We start from the raw sequence: 18,680 nt of genomic DNA, 5'->3' as shown, positions 1-18,680 counted from the left end.
CCTCCGCGCCGCGGGCTGCGACGCGGATCTTCCTGCACCGGGCGGGCCGGCCGCCGAAGCGGATGCGCCCGGAGACTGTGTGTGGGGGGGTGTCCTGGGGTCTTGCGGGGCCGACGGGCCGGGGCGGGCCGGTCGGCGGACTGGGGGGCGGGCGGGTCGAAGGACTAGGGGTGGGGGCGGGCCGGCGGCCCGAGGTCAGGCGAGCCGACGGCCCGGGGTCGTACAGGCCGGAGTCCCGGGGTCGTACAGGCCGGTGTCCAGGAATCGCGCGGGCAGGCCGTCCTGAGCTCGGGCGAGCCGGTGTCCCGGAGTCTGTGCGGGCCCGCGTCGCCTCAGTGCGACGGGAGGGCCGTCAGGTCGGGTGTCTCGAGGACGGAGGCGTGGCGCATGCCCCGCGGCAGGCCGAGGGAGACGGGCTCCCAGTCCACGCCGTCCTTGCTGCGGGCGGCTCCGTACCGTCCTTCGAGGAAGTGGTCGAAGATCATGACCATCTCGTCTCCGCGGCGGAAGATCGACGGGCCTTCCACCACGGAGGGCGTGACCGGCCCCACGGCGGAGGTCCACGGCCCGCCGGGGGTGTCGAAGGTGGTCAGATGGATGTCCTTGTGCGCGGTGGCCAGGTCGTTGGTGCCGCGTTCGTCCTTGTAGGCCATGAGGAATCCGCCGCCCTCCAGCTCCCGCACGGTGGCGTCGATGACCGTGTGGCCGGGGTCGAAGAACACGCCGGGGGCGGAGAACGTTCTGAAGTCCTCGGTCGTGCAGTGCCAGATGCGGTGGTTCTGGCCGATGTGCTCGAAGTCGCGGCCCTCGGCCGTGCTTCCGGCCTCGACGACCGAGGACCAGATGAGGTGGTACAGCCCGGTCCCGCGGTCCAGGAAGAACTCCGGCGCCCAGGCGTTGAGGGCGCCGTCCACTGCGGCCATGACCGGGAGGAGTTCCTGGTCCGACCAGGTGAGCAGGTCCCCCGAGGTGGCGTGGACGATGTGGGGGCTCGTCCAGCCGTCGGTGGCCAGCAGATGGAACAGGCCGTCGGGGCCGACCCCGATGAACGGATCCCGCAGTCTGCCGGTGCCGACCGTGCCCCGCAGGACGGGCAGGCCGCCGTTCACGGGCACGAAGTCGTGGCCGTCGTGGCTGTAGGCCAGGTGCAGCGCCTCGTCGGCGTCGGTGAAGTAGGAGACCACGTACATCGTGGAGGGTCCTTCCGGAACGTGGGCATCGGGGCAGGGGGCACCCCGGCAGCCTGGGATCGTCGTGTGTGGGGCGGCCGCGGATCAGCGGGCCGGCGCAGGGGTGATCGCGGGAACGGGTGCGTCCTCCCGTTCCCGGCCCGCGGGGTTGTTCAGGACTTGACCGCCCCGGCGGACATGCCGGCGACCACCTGGCGCTGGAAGAAGACGAAGATGAGGAGCAGGGGCAGCACGCCGAGGAGGGCGGCCGGGAACAGGGTGGTCGGCTGCACGGTGTGCGGGTCGATGAAGGAGTAGGCGTTGACCATGACGGTCCGCTTGCCGGGGTCCTGCAGGAAGACCAGCGGGACCAGCAGGTCGTTCCAGATCTGCAGGGAGACGAAGGTCAGGAGCGTGCTGGTGACCGGGCGCAGCAGCGGCAGGATGACCGTGAAGAACGTACGGAAGGCGCCGCAGCCGTCGAGTGCCGCCGCCTCCTCGAGGTCGGCCGGGATGGAGCGGATGAAGCTGGTGTAGAAGAACACGGCGACCGGGAGGTTCAGGGCCGTGTAGATGAGGACGACGCCCGCGTAGGTGTCCAGCAGGTTCAGGTCGCGCATCAGCAGGTACAGCGGTGCCACCACGACGAACACGGGGACTGACGTGCCGAGGATGAACAGCCGGTACACCGCGGTGGACCAGTGCTGGGTGATCCGGGCGAGGGGGTAGGCGGCGAGCGAGCCGATCACGGTGATGGCCACGCACGAGAGGCTGGTGACGAGCAGGGTGTTGAGGGTGCTGGGCCCGTAGTGGATCTGGCTGAAGGCGTCGGAGAAGTTCTTCAGGGTCAGTGAGTGCGGGATGCCCAGCGGGGAGCGGGCCACGTCGGCCGCGGTGCGCAGCGAGGTGACGACCGTGAAGAGGAACGGCAGGACGAACAGCAGCGTGCCCAGGCAGAGCAGGACGGTGCCGAGGCCTCCGGTCAGTCGGCGCAGCGGGCTGCGGGACGTCCTGGACGGCGTACGGGGCTGGAGGGGCGCCCGGTGCTCGGCGACGGGGGCGGGCCGGGTCTCGGCCGGCGGCGAGGTGATGTCTGAAGTCATGGTGGCGATCCGTCAGATTCCGTCGGGTTCCATCAGATGCGTCGCTCGCGGAGCCGGAGCAGGGAGGAGGTGGCGCTGGACAGGACGACCACGGTGACGAGGAGGACGACCGACAGCGCGACGCCGTAGGCGAACTTCCCGCCGCCGAAGACGTTCCGGTACACCAGCAGCGTCAGCGTGTCCGTGGCTCCGGCGGGGCCGCCGTTGGTCAGGACGAGGGGGAACTCGAAGACCTTGAGCGAGCCGATGAGGCTGAGAGTCACGTTGACGGTGAGTGCGGGGGCGAGCAGGGGCCATTCGATGCTGACGAAGCGCCGCCAGCCGCTCGCGCCGTCCAGCGCGGCCGCCTCGAGGAGTTCGGTCGGCATGCTCATGTAGCTGGCGAGGAAGATCGCGCAGGAGTAGCCGGTGAACATCCAGATGTTGACGGCGGCCACCGAGTACAGCGCGGTGGCGGTGTCGCCGAGCCAGACGTGGTTCAGCCCGTGCAGGCCGACCAGGTCGAGGAGGGCGTTGATGCCGCCGGTCGGGGCGAACAGGTACGACCAGATGAAGGCGGCCATCACCGGAGAGATCAGCGTCGGGGTGAGCAGTACGACGCTGAGCGCCTTGCGGACCCGGGGGCGGCGGAACAGCATGCTCGCGAAGAGCAGCCCGAGGCCGTTCTGCACGACCACGACGACGGCCGCGTACAGCACGGTGTGCCACAGGGCGGCGGTGACGGCCGGGTCGTCGGCCATGGCGCGGTACTGCTGGGTGCCGACGAAGTGGGCGATCGGGCCGCCGAGGCTGTCGGTCATGCTCAGGTAGACGCCTCGGGCCAGCGGATACAGCATGAACACGCCGTACACGGCGATCGCCGGAAGCAGGAAGGCGGCCATGGTGGCGCGCCGTCGGTGGAACACGGGGATCCTCCTCTTGCCCGAAAGAGCCGTGGTGGGGACGGTCGGGAGCCGTTCCTCGCGCCCCCACCACGGCTGACCGGGGGGTGGGCGGGTTACTTCGCGGACGCCGCGGTCTGGATGTCCTTCAGGGTCTGCGCGGCGGACGCCTTGCCCAGCAGGTAGGCCTGGATCTTGGAGCCGGTGGTGGTCTCGGCGGCCGCGGCGTACCAGGAGTTGGACGGGAGGATCCGGTAACGGCCGTCCTTGAAGGCGTCGGTGAAGGCCGTGGTCTCGGTGCTCTCCGGGGTCAGGCCGCTGATGAAGGGCGACTCCGCGTGCTCGGCCTCGAGGTACTTGGAGAGGTTCTGGTTCTGCGACCAGAACTTGACGTACTCACGGGCCGCGTCACCCTGCTGGGACTGGGAGTTGACGGCCCACATGGTGCCGGAGAAGAGCATCCCGTTGGGCTTGGTGCCCGCGGCGCCGCCCGGCCAGGGGGCGAAGGAGACCGGGAAGCCCGCCTTCTTGATGTTGGAGACCTGCCAGGCGCCCTGGTACCAGAAGGCGCTCTTGCCGGCGCTGAAGTCCTGCGGGCCCTGCGCCCATTCGTCGACGCCGAGCTCGTTCTTCCAGTTGACGTACCCCTCGTCCTCCAGGGTCTTCAGCTGCTCCAGGGAGGCCTTCCAGTCGGGGTCGAAGGAGGCCTTGCCGTTCAGGAAGTCGGCGTCCCAGTCCTTGCTCTTCTGGTACACCAGGGTCGATCCGGCGGCCTGGAAGACGGAGCTGCCGGTCCAGGCGCTCTTGTCGGGCAGCGCGATGGGGTCGATGCCGGCCTTCTTGATCTTGGCGAGGTCCGCGAGGAACGTCGGCCAGTCGGCGGGGACCTCGGTGATGCCGGCCTTCTTCAGCAGGTCCATGTTGGCGTAGAGGCCGATGCCGATCAGCTCCATCGGCATGGCGAGGGTCTTGCCGTCGGACTGCGCGAACGGCTTGGCGTCGGGGGCTATACGGCTGGCCCACGACTCCCCGGACAGGTCGGCGAGGTAGCCGGAGGCGCCCCACTTCTTCATCTTGTCCGTGTCGACCATGATGACGTCGCCGGCCTTGCCGCCGAGCAGTTCGGGCTGGAGCTTCTGGACGTAGGTGTCGTTCGCGGTGATGTACTCGAAGTCGACCTTGATCTTCGGATAGGCCTTCTCGAACGCCTTGTTGATCTCCGCGACGTTCGCGGGCTCCGCCCCGCCGCCCTTCCACGCCTGCACGTGGATGGTCACCGTGCCGTCGGCGGAGGCACCGGAGTCCCCGCCACCGCACGCGGCCAGCGACATCGCCATGGCGGCGACCGTGGTGGCGACCGCGAGACATCTCCCAGAACGCTTCATTGCACACCTCACCCGTCGTCGGTTCGCACCGACTTGTCATGTCTGAAGGGGTCTTTGAATCGATCAGCCTGTTCCGTGTGGGTGCAGTGCTGATACGGACGGAAAGGGGTCGGTCGACCCGAGTTGCGGCGAACGTTACGCGCCGATGGCCGGGACTGTAACGCAAAACTTAGGTGACATCTATACGTAACTTTCCGTGGTCGACTCAGCGGGTCGCAGTGGCCGCACCCGCCGGGCTCCGCGCCAAGAATGCCGCCACACGCCCTGTTCGCAGAGCCGAACCCCGCCCCCACCGGGGACTTCATTGACGCCGCCTGCAACTTATCGTTAAAGTTTCCGTGAGTATGTGGCGAAGGGGAGAAAGAGCAGGCCCTAAGGTCTTCGCCACCGGGGTCGGCAGGCAGAAGGAGTTGGGGTGGCAGGGCGGGTGACCATCGCGCAGGTGGCCGAGGAGGCCGGCGTCTCCGCGATGACCGTGTCCAACGTCATGAACGGCAAGCCGGGCGCCTCCGAGGAGACCCGGCGCCGCGTCATGGAGGTGGCCGCGCGACTCGGGTACCGGCCGAACGTCTCGGCCCGCAACCTCAAGGCCGGCCGCAGCGGGCTCATCGGCCTCATCGCCCTGGACCTGACCAGCCAGTACGGACTGGAGATCCTGCGCGGCGTCGCCGACGAGCTGGCCGACGCCGAGCAGGAGCTGCTCGTCAACGCCTCGTACCACGACGCGGTACGGGAGAAGGACCGGATCGAGTTCCTGGGCCGTGGCCTGGTCGACGGCGTCCTCATGATCGCGCCCGTCCTGGAGGACGAGACGGTCGAGCTGCTGCGCAGGCAGAAACTGCCCTGCGTCATCATCGACCCCCGCCGCCTGGACGTACCGCTCCCCCGGCTGAGCGTCGACAACTACCACGGGATGCGCCAGGGCACACAGCACCTGATCGACCTGGGGCACACCCGGATCGCCTACCTCCGCGGCGAGGAGGACCTCGAGAGCACGTCCATCCGCTTCCAGGGCTTCGAGGACGCGATGCGTCTCGCCGGGCTGAAGGTGGACGAGCGGCTGGTCGCCTCGTGCGACTTCTCCTACGCCAGCGGCTTTCGCGCCGCCTCCCGGCTGATCACCGAGCACCGTCCGACGGCGATCGTCGCCGGTGCCGATCTGATGGCGCTCGGCGCCATAGACGCCGCGCGGGCGTGCGGCCTGGCCGTACCGGCCGACTTCTCGGTCGTCGGCTTCGACGACCTCCCGCAGGCGGCGCAGAGCTTCCCCGGCCTGACCACCGTGCGCCAGCCCCTGCACGACATGGGCCAGAAGGCGGCCCGTGCGCTGCTGTCCCTCATCGAAGGCCAGCGGCTGCTCATGGAACACATGGAGGTGGGCACCCGCCTCGTGGTACGAAACTCGACCGCCCCGCCGCCCGGTCTCTAGGAGCAGAGCCGCCTCCGGCAGGACAGCCGGAAGGCCGAAGCACCGCCCGGCCGCTGGCAGGAGAGCCGGAAGTCGTAGCCGCGGCACCGGGTCTGTGGGGGAGAGCCGGAAAGCCGAAGCCCCGCCCGCCCGGCCTCCGGCAGGACAGCCGGAAGGCCGAAGCACCGCCCGGCCTCTGGCAGGACAGCCGGAGAGCCGAAGCCCCGCCGCGCCGGTCTCTAGCAGGACAGCCGGAACTCGAAGCCCCGCCGTGCCGGCGGGTAGCAGTGGGTGGCGTACTCGACGGGGCGGCCGGTACGGTCGAAGGTGGTGCGGGTCAGGGTCAGCAGTGCCGTTCCCTCGCCGACGTCGAGCAACTCGCACTCCTCGGCGGTGGCGACCCGTGCCCCGATCGTGTGCTGGGCCCGGTACAGGACGACTCCGAGCGCCCGCAGCAGCCCCTGAAGTCCGACGGCTCGCAGCCGGCCGTCGGGTGGGCTCAGCAACTCGGGACCCACCAGATCGCGGGGCAGATGGTTGCGCAGACGGCCGACGCACACGGCGTCCTCGTACTGCAGCCGCTCCAGCACCATGACCTCGCCGCCGTCGGCGATCGCCAGCGCGGCCGCCACCTCCGCCGAGGCGGGTTCGGTCCCGCAGCGCAGGACGTCCGCCGCCGGGGCACGCCCCTCCCCCCTCAGGTCCTCGTCCAAGGCGGCGGGAGCCGGGGCTCGCTCGGACCGGCCGTGCGCCACCAGCGTGCCGACGCCGCGGCGGCGCACCAGAAGGCCCCGCTCCGTCAGCGACTGGATGGCGTGACGGACGGTGATGCGCGACAGGCCGATCTCCGCCGCCATCCTGGGCTCGCTGGTCAGGAGGGAGCCGGGCACCAGCTGCCCCTGTTCGATGGCGCGGCCGAGTTGTTCGGCGAGTTGTCTGTGGAGCGGTGTGCGGCTCGTTCGGTCGAGGACGAGACCGGGAGGAGTGGAGCCGCGTGGCTGGACGTCCAGGTGTTCATCCCGCATCGCGTGGTCCTGACGTATGGGGCGCGGTGCCTTTCGACCGCCGGGAGGGGCGCCCCCGCGGGCACCCCTCCCGGTCGCTCGGCGCCGCGCGCTGCGGACGGTCAGCTGTCGGACTGCAACTCCATCTCCAGCTGCATCTGCGCCAGTTCGGCCTCGAGGTCGGCCATGGCCTCGCCGCCGGCCATGAGGTCGGTGATCTGCTCCCGGGTGCGCTCGCCCTTGCGGAAGTCGTCGGCCTTCTGCCCCCGGATGAGGACGGCGAAGTGGTCGCCGACCATCATGGCGTGGCGGACGTTGTGGGTGACGAGGATGACCGCGACGCCCTTGGCACGGGCCTGCATGATGATCCGCAGGACGTGGGCCGCCTCCTTGACGCCGAGCGCGGCGGTGGGCTCGTCGAGGATGAGGACGTTGGCGCCGAAGTAGACGGCCCGCGCGATGGCCAGGGCCTGACGCTCGCCGCCGGACAGGCTCCCCACCAGGCGGCCGCCGTCGGTGACGCGGGTGATGCCCAGGGACTGCATCTCGCGGACGGCGATCTCCCCCGCCAGCTTCTTGTCGAACAGCTTGAACGGGCCCCACCCCTTGGTGGGTTCGGCGCCGACGAAGAAGCAGCGGCCGACGCCCATCAGCGGGAACGTACCACCGAACTGGTGGACGGTGGCGATGCCCTGGGCACTGGCTTCCCGGGGGCTGTCGAAGACGACCGGTGCGCCGTTGACCTCGATGGTGCCGGTGGTCGGCTTGTGGAACCCGGAGAGGATCTTGATGAGGGTCGACTTTCCGGCGCCGTTGTCGCCGAGCAGGCACAGGACCTTGCCCGCGTCGACCTCCAGGGAGATGTCCTGCAGCGCGTTGGTGCCGAGGAACGACTTGCCGATGCCGGTCAGGCGCAGCAGGGGTGCGGTCATGGTCAGGCCTTCTTGGGTCGGGAGGCGGACAGGGCGAGCCGGCGGAAGGTGTTGTTCATCAGCACGGCCGTCAGGATGAGGACGCCCAGGATCAGGCTGGCCCAGTCGGAGTTCCAGCCGGTGTAGTAGATGCCCTGGTTGACGATGGCGAAGGTCAGGGTGCCGAGCACGACGCCGACGACCGAGCCGTAGCCGCCGGTCAGCAGCACGCCGCCGACGACCACGGCGATGATGGAGTTGAAGACGAAGGACTGGCCGTTGGCGACCTGCGCGCCGTTGTAGAGGATGGTCTGGATCACACCGACCAGGGCGGCGCCGAAGCCGCTGCCCATGTACAGCGCGATCTTCACCCGGGCGACCGGGATGCCGGTGGCGCGGGCGCTCTCCTTGTCGCCGCCGATCGCGAAGATCCAGTTGCCGTACGGCGTCATCTGCAGCAGCACCGCGACGACGGCCGCCAGGGCGAGCCACCAGAAGATCGCCACCTCGAACTGGCCGCCGATCAGTGTGCCGAAGACGGCCTTGGAGAGGGGGTCGGGGTTGATGGCGACGCTGGTGGTGCCGGTGGTGACACGGGAGAGGCCGAGGGTGAGACCGGCCAGGCCGGACAGCGTGGCCAGGGTGACCACCAGGGACGGTACGTTGGTCCGGGTGACGAGGAGCCCGTTGAGCAGACCGACCAGGAGGCCGAGGCCGAGGGCGAGGACGATGCCGACGATCATCGGTGCGCCCCAGTGGCCGGAGACGATCGCCAGGGTCATGGAGCTGCCGGCCAGCACCGAGCCCACGGACACGTCGAGCTCGCCGGCGATCATCAGCAGTCCGACGGGAATGGCGATGATGCCGAGCTCCGCGCCGATGTTCAGCCAGCTCGCCGCCCCCGCCGGGGCGAGGAACTTCGTGCCGCCGAAGATCGCGAAGAAGACGAAGACGCCGATCGTGCCGATGAGCGCGCCGACCTCGGGACGGTAGCGCAGCTGCCGCAGGGCGCCGCCGGACGCCTGGGGCCGCGCGGCCGTGGTCTTCGTTTCGTCCGGCGCCGCCGGAAGAGAGGTTGTCATGGGTCTGGTACCACCTTTGTGGGTCATGGATGTCCGGCACCTGTGGGCGCGGGGGCCGAGGTGCCGGGCCCGGGCGGGGCCGGGCCCGGCACCTCGGGCACGGATCAGCGGACGCCGGACTTGGTGCCCTCGATCGCCTGGGCGACGTTGTCCTCGGTGATCAGGAGCGGACCGGTCAGCAGCGGGTCCTGCGGCGGGAACAGTCCGTAGGCCAGGTACTGGTAGGCCATCGACACGGCGTAGAAGCCCTGGAGATACGGCTGCTGGTCGATGGCGAACAGCTGGTCACCGGCCTTGATCCGGTCGAGCTGGGTCTGTGAGACGTCGAAGGTCCCCAGGTCGACCTTGTCGCCGATGCCGGCCTGCTTGATCGCGGCGGCGGCACTGTCCGCGTCCCCGACACCGATCGTCACCAGGGCGTCGACGCTGCTGTCCTTCAGCAACGCCCCCTTGATCGCCTGGGTGACGGCGGACGGGTTGCCGAAGCTGGAGGAGGGCAGGGCCAGTTGCTTGGAGGTGGCGCCCTTGCTCTTGGCGCCGTCCTTGATGCCGTCGCAGCGGGCCTCCGAATTGGCCCCGCCGGGGAGGGTGTTGACGCAGAGGATGTTCTTGGCTCCGGCCTCGGCGAACTTGACGCCGCCGGCCTTGCCCGCCTCGTAGTCGTCGGAGCCGATGTACTTCAGACCGCCGACCTTCTCGGCCGCGGCCGAACCGCCCGAGTTGTAGATGAAGACGGGGACTCCCTTGCCGGTGGCCTGCTGGTACGCGGAGTCCTGGTTCTCGGGCACCCAGTCCGGGCCGATGATCGCCGAGGGGTTCTGCGACAGCGCGGTGAGCGTCAGCTTCGCGGCGTCCGGGCCGAGGTTGTCGTAGTTCTGCGGCCCGAGGAAGGTGACCGAACCGCCGGCCGCCTTCACCAGCTTCGCCGCGTCCTCGCCGCCGCGCTTGACCGCGGACCAGAACGGGTCGTCGGACTTGCCGCCGATGACGTAGAGGGAGATCTTGCCGCTGCCGCTGTTCGCGGCGGCCGTCGAGGTGGCGCCGCCCGCAGCGGTCTCGTCCGCGTCGCCGGTCTTGGCGGCGCCGCTGCTGCATCCGGCCAGGGTGGTCGCCGTCGCGACGAGCAGGCCCACCGCGGTCAGGACTCTTCGCGGAAGGCGGCCGGGCAGTCTCCGCATGGAGTGCGTGCGTTCCATGTACTGGGTGCTCCTTCAGGTGAAACAAGGCGCGAGCGTGGGGCGAGGCCTGGAGAACATCGAGGGATCTATCGCGTTATGTCCCTCGCGCGCCGGGAGTGGTCCCGGGCACGGGGGAACGACGGGAGTGGGCCACCGCCGGTCCTGATGGGACGCGGGCGGGATGCCATGGGTGGTGATCACCGGAGGGTTTTTAAAGCGCTTTAGGTGGTGCGCAGAGCATGCTTGCGTTTCAGGGAGGTGTCAAGACTTTGTGCTGACATGTGTACGTGACGGAACAACCCAGCAGTCGCTTCGACGACATGGCCCTGTACGACCTCCAGCACGTCCGCAACGCCCTGACCCCCCTGCTGACCCGCCCCACCCCCCTCACACCCGACGATCTCGAGCCCTACGACCAGCTGCACTACCTCGGTCACCGCGCCCTCGACAACGCCGCCGCCCGACTGGGTGTCGCCCCCGGCGCGGAGATCGTGGACATCGGCGCCGGGCTCGGCGGCCCGGCCCGCTATCTCGCCGACCGGTACGAGTGCCGGGTCACGGCGGTCGAACTGCAGCAGGAACTCCACGAGCTGAGCGGGGAACTCACCTCGCTGTGCGGCCTGTCGGAGCGCGTCCGGGCCGTCCGGGCAGACGCCCTGACGCTGCGTGGCGCGCCCTGGTCGCGGCGGTACGACCACCTGATCTCGCTCCTGGCGATCCTGCACATTCCGCGCCGCGAGGACCTCTTCGACGTCTTCCGCGACCTCCTGCGCCCCGGCGCCACCTTCTACCTCGAGGACTTCTACGCCCGTCGCCCCCTGACCGACCGGGAACGGGGCGATCTCGCCGCCCTGGTCGCCTGCCCCTACCTTCCGGACGAGGCCCGCTACCGCGAGGACCTCACCCGGGCGGGCCTCACGGACGTGACCTGGACGGACGCCACCGACCTCTGGGCGCCCTGGGTACACAACCGGGCCGAGAGCTTCCGGCAGGACTACGCGAAGCACGCGAGGCTGCACGGCGAGCCGCTCGCCGCACGACTGCTGCGCTTCTACGACACGGTCAGCGGCCTGTTCGCGGGCGGCGGCGTCGGCGGTGTACGGCTCACAGGACGCCGACCGGGCTGAGCCGCTCCGCCGGCGGCCACTCCCGCACGAACGTTCTGGGTCCTCCGTACGGGTGGTTCTACCGGCGGCGCCGGTGAATTCGGCGTGACGCGACCCGAAGCCTTCCGTCCGGACGGCGACGCGATGCCACATTCCTCTTGCCCGATTTATCCGATAAGCGCACCGGCAGGTGTCCATCACCTCGGCCGGGTCGGAAGGAGAGGAATGAGCGACACCGGACAGGAGGGCGCGTGTTGAGCAACCACGTTCAACGACGCGCCCTCACCGTCGTCGGCGGCATGCTCCTGGTGCTGCAGTCACTCGTGGTGGTCGGACCCGCCTCACCCGCGTGGGCGGGTGAGGACCGGAGTCTGGCCACGGGCGGCTTCGAGCCGCACAACGCCACGGCCAATCCCCGCAGACCGAACCAGGTCGCCGTCATGCAGGGATGCACCGTCCGGATCGACAACAACTTCGGCAAGGACGGCTTCCCCGTCACGCGGGCGTCGACCCTGCCCCCGAACCAGTGCTCCGGCGACCCGTCCCTCGCCTTCGACTCACAGGGGCGCCTGTTCGTCACCCATCTCTCCTCGGCCTTCAACACCGGCGGCGGCGGCTTCGGCGTGGGGGTCGGCCAGATCAACGACCTGACGACGCCGGGGACCCAGACGTACACCGCGACCCAGGTGAGCGGGAACAGCGCGTTCAACCACGACAAGCCGTGGCTGGTGGCCGACGCCAACCCCACCAGCCCGTACCGCGACAACCTCTACCTCGTGTGGACGCACCTCGGCACCCCGTGGGAGATCCAGTTCTCCCGCTTCGTCAACGGCGGCACCATGTGGTCGACGCCGAGGGTCCTGTCCGCGGCCGGGGAGGGCAATGTGTGGCCCTCCCACGCCGCCGTCGGCCAGAACGGCGACCTCTACGTCGGCTACCACGCCGACCTGTGCCCGGAGGGGGCCGACGGCACACCCCTCCAGGGCAGCACCCAGCTCCTGCGCGACGGCTCCGGCGGCGCCGACTTCGCCGCCGGCACGATCCCGCAGAAGACCGCTCCCTTCGGGGCGGGCGAGGCCACCGTCACCTGCAACGTGCAGGACACCGCGGGCGGTGACATCCCGGGAACCGACTTCTGGCTCCAGGGCAGCATGCAGCCCTGGATCCTGCCCGACCCCGCCCGGCCCGGGAACGTCTACGTCGTCGCCAACGACGACCCCGACAACGCCTTCGGAAGCGGGGACGACGCCGACGTCGTCATCGCCCGCTCCACGGACAACGGCCAGACCTTCACCCGGGGCAGGGTCGACCACGGTCCGGGCCGGACCTTCGCCGTGATGCCCACCGCCCACATCGACCAGGACGGCAACGCGGTCGTCACCTGGTACGACAACCGCAGCGGCCGGACCAACGGCGGCACGGGTCCGAACGGGAGCAACAACTTCCTGCTGGAGCTCTACGGCACCACGAGCCGGGACGGCGGGCAGACCTGGGCGCAGGACTTCCGGGTCGCGGACTCCCCCTTCGACCCGGACCTGGGCGCCCGCTGCCGCTTCAGCTGCGCCCCCGGCTCCACCACGCAGACGCTGCGCATCGGCGAGTACAACGGACTGTGGACGGTCGACGGGATCGGCTACGCGAGCTGGACCGGCAACACCACCCCGCCGACGGCCACCACCGCGGCCCAGGGCGCCCAGACGACCTACTTCGACGTCTTCTCGTTGCTCGGCGCGTTTCCCGACCGATTCGAGCCGAACGAGTCGATCGACACCGCCGTAGCCACCGCGCTCGGCACCAGGAACAGGGTCACCAAGCGACGGCTGACCCTGCACAGCGCGACCGACGTCGACTTCTTCAGGTTCACGCCCCGCCGTACCGGGCATCTGCAGGCCGAGATCGCCTTCAACGAGGTGATCTCCGGGTTGCGGGTCCACGCCTACGACAAGTTCGGCAACCGGGTCGCGACCGGGAGCACCGCCACGACCAGGCCGGGCAGCTCGACCAGCAGGCTGGCGATCCCGGTGGTCAAGGACGAGCCGTACTTCGTCGTGGTCGCCGACGCCGGCATCACCGACCCGACCAGGCCGGGTGACGCCGCGCCGACCGACCCGCCGCAGGCCACCTACGACCTCACCGTCGTGAGCCACGCGGCCCCCGAACCCTACGGTCTCGATCTCACCCGCACGTCCGACTCGGGCCGCCACGACAACGACGACGTCACCAGGATCGCCGGGCCGGAGCTCTTCCTCCGGGTGGACGACTCGCACCTGCGGGCCGCGGGCATCCCGTTCTCACCGCAGGACGCCACCCCCACGCTCGCGGACGACACCCCCGGCTTCAAGGTGGCCGTGGAACGGGACGGCGAGCGGGTCGGCTTCGCCCAGCCGGTGAACCCGGTCACCAAGCCGGGGCTGTACCGGATCCAGCTGGACCCGGTCCTCACGGAAGGGGACAACCAGATCACCGCGGAGGTGGTGATCGTCGACCCGTCCGACGCCCCGGGCGACGGCACGACCCACGTCGTCGGCTCCGGCGCGGAGAGCGCGCACCGGCTGTTGATCACGCTCGACACCGTCGCGCCGGCCCGCCCGCCGGCCCCGGACCTGCTGCCGTCGAGCGACACCGGGGTCAACGACGACAACATCACGAAGATCACCAAGCCGGCCTTCCAGGGCTCACCGGTCGAGCCCAACGCGCTGGTGCGCCTGACCGCCGATCCCGCGGGAGCCGACGGCCCGGCCGTGGTCGGCAAGGACGTCGTCACCTCCGGCGGCGCCTACGAGGTCGTCAGCGCCGCGCTCGCCGCCCGCAGGTACGGCTTCGCCGTGCTGCTCGAGGACCTCGCCGGCAACGTGAGTGAGGCATCCCCACCCCTCACGGTGACCATCACCAAGCACTCGTCCGACGACCACGGCTTCCACCCGGGCTCCGGGCCCTTCTGGTTCCCCCGGAGCCGCTGACCCACCCGCCCGTGGACGGCCGCACCATGACCGTCCACGGGCGGACTGCCGGACCGACGAAGGCCGGGGTCAGGACGCGAGGAGCAGGATGTCGCGGAAGGCCAGGTTCTTCTCCGGGCCGTTGATTCATGGGCGTCCGGATGCGGCGCCAGAGACCGCGCTCTCCGGTCGCTGTCTGGTGGACGGATTCCGGAGCGGAGGTCATGAGGGCGTGGGCCTTACTGCTGGGCGGGCGGCTGTTTCAGCCGCACCTCTCAGGTTTCTGCGAATAGATGACCTGTCAGGACGGGCGCGGTCCGGTGACGAGGTCGCTGAGTTGGACGACCGCGAACTCGACCTGGCACTCGGCTTCCTCCCGCTCTCGGGGCCGTGACCGATGCACAGAGCGACTCGCATCGCGTCGAAGAGCGTGCCGTCGGAAGCGATGCGCGGGTAGCTGACAGTCCATTTGCCGTTCAATTCAGCGCTGGTGAGGTCGATTTCATGCCGCTCCAGCAAAGGGGCCAGGTCCGCGCCCCGGATGAGGCCGCGCGAGAAGGACGGGAGAGTAGTCGCAGACGACCGGTTCGGCTCCGCTCAAAGCCCGCGGATTCACCCAGGCAGCGTCCCGGTTGTACCCGGACTCGGAGATGAGATTGCCATCGAAGTACGCGACGTAGACCGCGTCGGGTTCGTAGGTCGACAGCGGTCGGCCGAGCAGGGCCTGGAAGGCACGGGTCAGTTGCTCTTCCCAGAGTCCGGAATCGCCTGCCGATATGGATGGTTCACGCCCTGGTCCGATCCGGTGGCGCAGGCGAGCGGTCAGCCGCCCTGGAGACCCCACTCGTCGAGGCCGCCGTACACGTGCGCTTCGAGGCATCGCGGGGCGTCAAGACCGACGGCCTCGCCCCGGTAGACGGCGATGAGCGAGTCCCTGCCCCGCCACCAGGTGTCGGTCACTCCCCGTACTTCGGGTACCGGCTCGTACCCCGCGAGGTCCAGAGACTCGACCGCCGGGCCGGTGATCTTCGTGACGGTTCTGGCCCAGCGTCCCGCGTGGGCGGCGAGCGCCAACGATTCCACCCATCCGTCTGCGTCGGCGTGCAGGGGTGTCCAGCGGTCGGCGTCGATCCCGAAGGCGCCGTCGGGACCGATCATGAATCCGTAGGCCATGGACACCCGGCAGTCCCCGGCCGGGAACGACCAGCCCTGGGCGGCCGAGCCCTGGGGACAGTCGGCGTCCAGGATGCGCGGGCCGCCCTCGTACGCGGGGGCCGGCGGCAGCGCGAGGCCGCCCCAGCGGTCCTGGAAGGCCGCTGCCCGGTCGATCTCAGTGGCAGGGATCCCGCGCTCGATCCACACGTCGCGGTGGCGCCGGATGTCCTCCCGAGGGACACGGATGCCGTCCGCCTCGACGAACCTCCGGGCTCTGCGGCTCAGTCCGGCGGGCGCGATCGGGATCACCGATGCAGGGTGGTCCGTCGTCACCGCTGCTCGCCGCGGCCGTCGCCGTCGCCGTCGCCGGAGTGGAGCACGGCTGTCGCGATCTCCCGTACGCGGTCCGGGGTGATCCCCGTGCGTTGTTCGACGGCGAGGGGATGGTCGGTGGGCTCGAGTTCGACGTAGGGGCGCTCACCGACCGGGCGGGTGTGGACGTGGGTCTTCAGGTTGAGGGTCGTGGGCGAGTAGACCGGCAGGTCGGTGGTGAGCCAGCCGAAGTACGGCTTCTCAGCCTCGCGGCCGGGCCTGTCCCAAAGGTCCGCCGCCCGGGAGAAGTTCTCGCGGCTGAGCGAGACCCAGACGCCCCAGGAGAACACGTCGTCGCTGCCGATGACCGGTATCTCGATCAGGCCCTTGACGAAGTAGTGCCCGCGGATCACGCACTGGTCCGACGAGAGCGTGCAGTCGTCGGCGTCGGCGAAGGCCGGATCCCATACGGCCGGGGCCTCGGCCTTGTAGTTCATCGGCAGCTCGGGGTGGTGGGCCCCGCAGCACGTGCACGTGAATCCGAGATCACTGGTCATGGTGCTGGAGCATAGTGAGGGGCTCCGGTACCACCTCGGCGGGAGCCCGGAACCTAACGGCCGACAGTGCTCCAGTCGGCGGGGGCCGGCGGCACCGAGCGGCCTGCGGCGTGATCGTGGAGGCGCCGGGTCAGTTCCGGCAGGTCGAAGGACGGGAAGCTCACCTGGAGCAGTTGCAGGCGGAACCGCGACGGGAGGTCCTCCTTGAACATCGCCGTGTCCATCGGCTTGACCGTCACGTCCCACGCGCCCGGCGCCACCCAGTGCGTCATCCGCACGTAGAACGCGTCCCGCGGGCCGGCGTTCGCCACCGCCGAGAGGAAGGCGAGTCCGCTGTCGACCGGGAAGTCGATGAGCATCCAGCCGCGTCTGGACTCCACCCACTCCGCCATGTGCGGCAGCTTCTTCGGCCAGTCCGCGTTGCTCTCCGCGAGATCCTGACAGCAGGTGAAGGTGTCGAAGCCACACTCCCAGATCGCCTGGATCGCGGGTGCGAGCTGTTCGTCGATCTGGGCGTGGCGGTCACCGACCCGGACGGGAACGGTGGGGTGCGTACCTTCGTAAGACCTCATCGCAGGAGCATAGAAGCGGGGTACGACATCGAGGCGGGCGGGCCGCTACGGTCGATGCGCCGAGCCTCCTGCCGTCTCCTGGCGGGCGGAGGGTCGGTCCATGGCGTTGTCCAGATGACGGATGACGGCCGACACGTCATCGCTCTCGGTGCTCCGGATCAGTCGCAGGGCGGGCCGGACGACGCCGCTGGGTCGCGCGATCAACCGTGCGAGCACGGCGGCCCGGATGTCGAGCCTCTTGATGGTGGCCTCGCGCTCCTCCTCGTTCTGGCCGGCGAGCAGGACGGCGTTGTACCACGCCTCCTCGCGGGACTGACGGACGCTGAAGTCGAGGATCTGCTCGTCGGTGCGGCCTCCGACCTTGTCCAGCAGCGACATGAGGGGCGACAGGGCGTCGACCGAGTCCTGCACCGCCAGGACCACCCGCCCAAGGATGTCGTTGATCAGCAGGAAGTCGCGCCGCAACGCGTGGATGTCCTCACCCGGGCTGGTCCGCGCGGCGGCGACGGCCAGGTCGAGGTTGATGTGCGCGTTCACGCCGAGCAGCAGGTGCTGGACGATGACGGTGTCGGCGTCGTCGAGCAGACCGAACGCCTCGCGCCAACAGCGCGGCCCGCTCCGGTCACGACGCCAGGCGTCGTACGCCTCGAAGTAGCGGTTGCCGAAGTGCGTGTCGAAGCGGTCCATTCGGGCGCCGTCGTCGAACAGCCCCTCGTGAATGGCCGTGCGGACCTCGACGGTCACCTGTCGGTACAGCGCCGCGAAGTACCCGACCCGGTCACCGGCGCGGCCGGCCTCCCGCACGATCCCGGCGAGCCCGTCCACGACATCGTCGATGTTCTCCGCCACCATGCCCAACTCCCCTCGTTCGGTGGCACTTTGGCTGCTGTCCGCAGTGCCGATCACAGCCTCTTCCTACCACCGCACAGTGGGGAGGGTCACCGCCCTGCGGAAACCGGGACGGGATCCAGGACGGCCCGCAGTTCCTCGGCGGACTCGGGCGCCAGCCGGTAGATCCCGTGGACGCTGACCGCCCGCAGCAGTTCACCGTCCACGACATGCTTGATCTGCCGCTCGCCGCGCCGCGACCGATAGGTCAACCGGCCGAGCAGGTCCCCGGGAACCGGCCGATCGAAGGTGAGGGGCGTGCCCGGAGGCCCGACCAGGACCTCGCTGACACAGCCGGCCTTCAACGGCTTCCAGTGGACGAGCCGGAGATAGTCCTCCATCGCGAGGTGATCCCCCACGGTGTCGTACTCCAGGAGCCGGCCGACCTCCATGCGCCCGAGCACCCACATCTGCTTGCGGAAGACCCGTATCGGATAGACGGTGTCGCCCGGCTTGACGCCGGCCCGCTCGAAGCTGGGGAGCGACTGGTGCGGACCGCCGAAGAGCACGTTCAACCGCTGCCCCTCGAACCCGCCGGAGATGAGCGCCTTGCACAGGTCGTTGGTCCACAGGGTGGTGTACGCGTCAGCCATGCACCGAAGCTACCGCCCGGCACTGACAGCTCGGTCGGACCTGGTGCCGGAGGGCGTGCACGAGGTGATGGAGTGCTGCGGCACCCGTTCGGGAGAGGTGGAGCAGCCCCGTCTGGTGGAGACCCTGGTGACGTTCCGCCAGGCATTCGGCGGCCTGCCCGTCGTCACGCCCGGCCGGGGCGAGGTTCGGGTTTCGGTGGACAACGACGGACGTGTGGTCCCGGCCAACATCTCCACCCGCGAATTCGTACGCTCCACTGCCCGCCTCACCTCCAGCGTCGCGGACCCGGTGCCGCCGGCGCCGCCGCGGCCGAGCAGCCGCAGTCCGCTGCCCGGGATCCGCAGGAGGCACTCGACGCGGCCCGGACGCGGATACCCGCCGAGTTGTCGGTGCGCAGCGACCGTGGTCCGGAGCTGCAGGTACGTGACGTGCCGGG

The 18,680-nt window shown here is 69.9% G+C and carries 16 protein-coding genes; 3 read left to right on the top strand and 13 right to left on the bottom strand.

Annotation, left to right across the window (positions count from 1 at the left end):
* Window positions 1–332: 332 nt before the first annotated feature.
* The 4 genes from ACIRF9_RS42185 to ACIRF9_RS42170 all read right to left on the bottom strand — a co-directional run bounded on the left by ACIRF9_RS42185 (window position 333) and on the right by ACIRF9_RS42170 (window position 4,538).
* Window positions 333–1,190: a glycoside hydrolase family 43 protein gene (locus tag ACIRF9_RS42185; protein WP_403833854.1), complete on the bottom strand. Its 858-nt coding sequence runs from the start codon at window positions 1,188–1,190 to the stop codon at window positions 333–335.
* A 152-nt stretch (window positions 1,191–1,342) separates the two neighbouring features.
* Window positions 1,343–2,272, bottom strand: a complete 930-nt coding sequence (locus tag ACIRF9_RS42180; RefSeq protein ID WP_403833851.1) for a carbohydrate ABC transporter permease — start codon at window positions 2,270–2,272, stop codon at window positions 1,343–1,345.
* Between the two features lie 32 nt (window positions 2,273–2,304).
* Window positions 2,305–3,177, bottom strand: coding sequence for a carbohydrate ABC transporter permease (locus ACIRF9_RS42175; RefSeq protein WP_403833848.1), 873 nt, complete (start codon window positions 3,175–3,177; stop codon window positions 2,305–2,307).
* Between the two features lie 92 nt (window positions 3,178–3,269).
* A complete protein-coding gene (locus ACIRF9_RS42170) occupies window positions 3,270–4,538 on the bottom strand; it encodes an ABC transporter substrate-binding protein (protein ID WP_403833846.1) in 1,269 nt (422 codons plus the stop codon).
* Between the two features lie 415 nt (window positions 4,539–4,953).
* Between ACIRF9_RS42170 and ACIRF9_RS42165 the strand changes: the two genes are divergently transcribed.
* A complete protein-coding gene (locus ACIRF9_RS42165; protein ID WP_403833843.1) occupies window positions 4,954–5,967 on the top strand; it encodes a LacI family DNA-binding transcriptional regulator in 1,014 nt (337 codons plus the stop codon).
* Window positions 5,968–6,185: 218 nt separating this feature from the next.
* On the opposite strand, the gene ACIRF9_RS42160 is transcribed toward ACIRF9_RS42165, so the two are convergent.
* The 4 genes from ACIRF9_RS42160 to ACIRF9_RS42145 form a co-directional block, all read right to left on the bottom strand.
* Window positions 6,186–6,971 (bottom strand): GntR family transcriptional regulator, encoded by a 786-nt coding sequence (locus ACIRF9_RS42160; protein WP_403833841.1) that lies wholly within the window; start codon window positions 6,969–6,971, stop codon window positions 6,186–6,188.
* Window positions 6,972–7,072: 101 nt separating this feature from the next.
* Window positions 7,073–7,882: an ATP-binding cassette domain-containing protein gene (locus ACIRF9_RS42155; RefSeq protein ID WP_403833839.1), complete on the bottom strand. Its 810-nt coding sequence runs from the start codon at window positions 7,880–7,882 to the stop codon at window positions 7,073–7,075.
* Window positions 7,883–7,884: 2 nt separating this feature from the next.
* Window positions 7,885–8,943 carry an ABC transporter permease gene (locus ACIRF9_RS42150; RefSeq protein WP_403833836.1) on the bottom strand — a complete coding sequence of 353 codons (1,059 nt, stop codon included), beginning with the start codon at window positions 8,941–8,943 and terminating at the stop codon, window positions 7,885–7,887.
* A gap of 104 nt (window positions 8,944–9,047) precedes the next feature.
* On the bottom strand, window positions 9,048–10,139 hold the full coding sequence (locus tag ACIRF9_RS42145; RefSeq protein WP_403833833.1) for a sugar ABC transporter substrate-binding protein: 1,092 nt from the start codon (window positions 10,137–10,139) through the stop codon (window positions 9,048–9,050).
* Window positions 10,140–10,408: 269 nt separating this feature from the next.
* On the opposite strand from ACIRF9_RS42145, the gene ACIRF9_RS42140 reads away from it, so the two are divergent.
* Both ACIRF9_RS42140 and ACIRF9_RS42135 read left to right on the top strand, forming a co-directional pair.
* On the top strand, window positions 10,409–11,248 hold the full coding sequence (locus tag ACIRF9_RS42140; RefSeq protein WP_403833831.1) for a methyltransferase domain-containing protein: 840 nt from the start codon (window positions 10,409–10,411) through the stop codon (window positions 11,246–11,248).
* 233 nt (window positions 11,249–11,481) lie between these two features.
* Window positions 11,482–14,187 carry an Ig-like domain-containing protein gene (locus ACIRF9_RS42135; RefSeq protein ID WP_403833829.1) on the top strand — a complete coding sequence of 902 codons (2,706 nt, stop codon included), beginning with the start codon at window positions 11,482–11,484 and terminating at the stop codon, window positions 14,185–14,187.
* An 801-nt stretch (window positions 14,188–14,988) separates the two neighbouring features.
* Here ACIRF9_RS42135 and ACIRF9_RS42130 read toward each other — a convergent pair.
* The 5 genes from ACIRF9_RS42130 to ACIRF9_RS42110 form a co-directional block, all read right to left on the bottom strand.
* Window positions 14,989–15,630, bottom strand: a complete 642-nt coding sequence (locus tag ACIRF9_RS42130) for a hypothetical protein (RefSeq protein ID WP_403833827.1) — start codon at window positions 15,628–15,630, stop codon at window positions 14,989–14,991.
* 20 nt (window positions 15,631–15,650) lie between these two features.
* Window positions 15,651–16,130, bottom strand: coding sequence for a DUF2199 domain-containing protein (locus tag ACIRF9_RS42125; RefSeq protein ID WP_403833904.1), 480 nt, complete (start codon window positions 16,128–16,130; stop codon window positions 15,651–15,653).
* 113 nt (window positions 16,131–16,243) lie between these two features.
* Complete coding sequence (locus tag ACIRF9_RS42120; protein ID WP_403833824.1) at window positions 16,244–16,762, bottom strand: hypothetical protein; 519 nt, start codon at window positions 16,760–16,762, stop codon at window positions 16,244–16,246.
* Window positions 16,763–16,807: 45 nt separating this feature from the next.
* Complete coding sequence (locus ACIRF9_RS42115; RefSeq protein WP_403833822.1) at window positions 16,808–17,614, bottom strand: DUF5995 family protein; 807 nt, start codon at window positions 17,612–17,614, stop codon at window positions 16,808–16,810.
* A gap of 86 nt (window positions 17,615–17,700) precedes the next feature.
* Window positions 17,701–18,243, bottom strand: a complete 543-nt coding sequence (locus tag ACIRF9_RS42110; protein WP_403833820.1) for a hypothetical protein — start codon at window positions 18,241–18,243, stop codon at window positions 17,701–17,703.
* Window positions 18,244–18,680 lie beyond the last annotated feature (437 nt).

Origin of the sequence: Streptomyces sp. NPDC096132, assembly GCF_044763345.1 — a bacterium.
GTDB lineage: Bacteria > Actinomycetota > Actinomycetes > Streptomycetales > Streptomycetaceae > Streptomyces.
Note: the sequence above shows the minus strand (reverse complement) of the source record. Positions and strands in the feature narration are given on the sequence as shown.

Coding starts and splice junctions, on each gene's coding strand:
- ACIRF9_RS42185 (WP_403833854.1), bottom strand. CDS start 1,190: ATGTACGTGGTCTCCTACTTCACCGACGCCGACGAGGCGCTGCACCTG.
- ACIRF9_RS42180 (WP_403833851.1), bottom strand. CDS start 2,272: ATGACTTCAGACATCACCTCGCCGCCGGCCGAGACCCGGCCCGCCCCC.
- ACIRF9_RS42170 (WP_403833846.1), bottom strand. CDS start 4,538: ATGAAGCGTTCTGGGAGATGTCTCGCGGTCGCCACCACGGTCGCCGCC.
- ACIRF9_RS42160 (WP_403833841.1), bottom strand. CDS start 6,971: ATGCGGGATGAACACCTGGACGTCCAGCCACGCGGCTCCACTCCTCCC.
- ACIRF9_RS42155 (WP_403833839.1), bottom strand. CDS start 7,882: ATGACCGCACCCCTGCTGCGCCTGACCGGCATCGGCAAGTCGTTCCTC.
- ACIRF9_RS42150 (WP_403833836.1), bottom strand. CDS start 8,943: ATGACAACCTCTCTTCCGGCGGCGCCGGACGAAACGAAGACCACGGCC.
- ACIRF9_RS42145 (WP_403833833.1), bottom strand. CDS start 10,139: ATGGAACGCACGCACTCCATGCGGAGACTGCCCGGCCGCCTTCCGCGA.
- ACIRF9_RS42125 (WP_403833904.1), bottom strand. CDS start 16,130: ATGAACTACAAGGCCGAGGCCCCGGCCGTATGGGATCCGGCCTTCGCC.
- ACIRF9_RS42120 (WP_403833824.1), bottom strand. CDS start 16,762: ATGAGGTCTTACGAAGGTACGCACCCCACCGTTCCCGTCCGGGTCGGT.
- ACIRF9_RS42115 (WP_403833822.1), bottom strand. CDS start 17,614: ATGGTGGCGGAGAACATCGACGATGTCGTGGACGGGCTCGCCGGGATC.
- ACIRF9_RS42110 (WP_403833820.1), bottom strand. CDS start 18,243: ATGGCTGACGCGTACACCACCCTGTGGACCAACGACCTGTGCAAGGCG.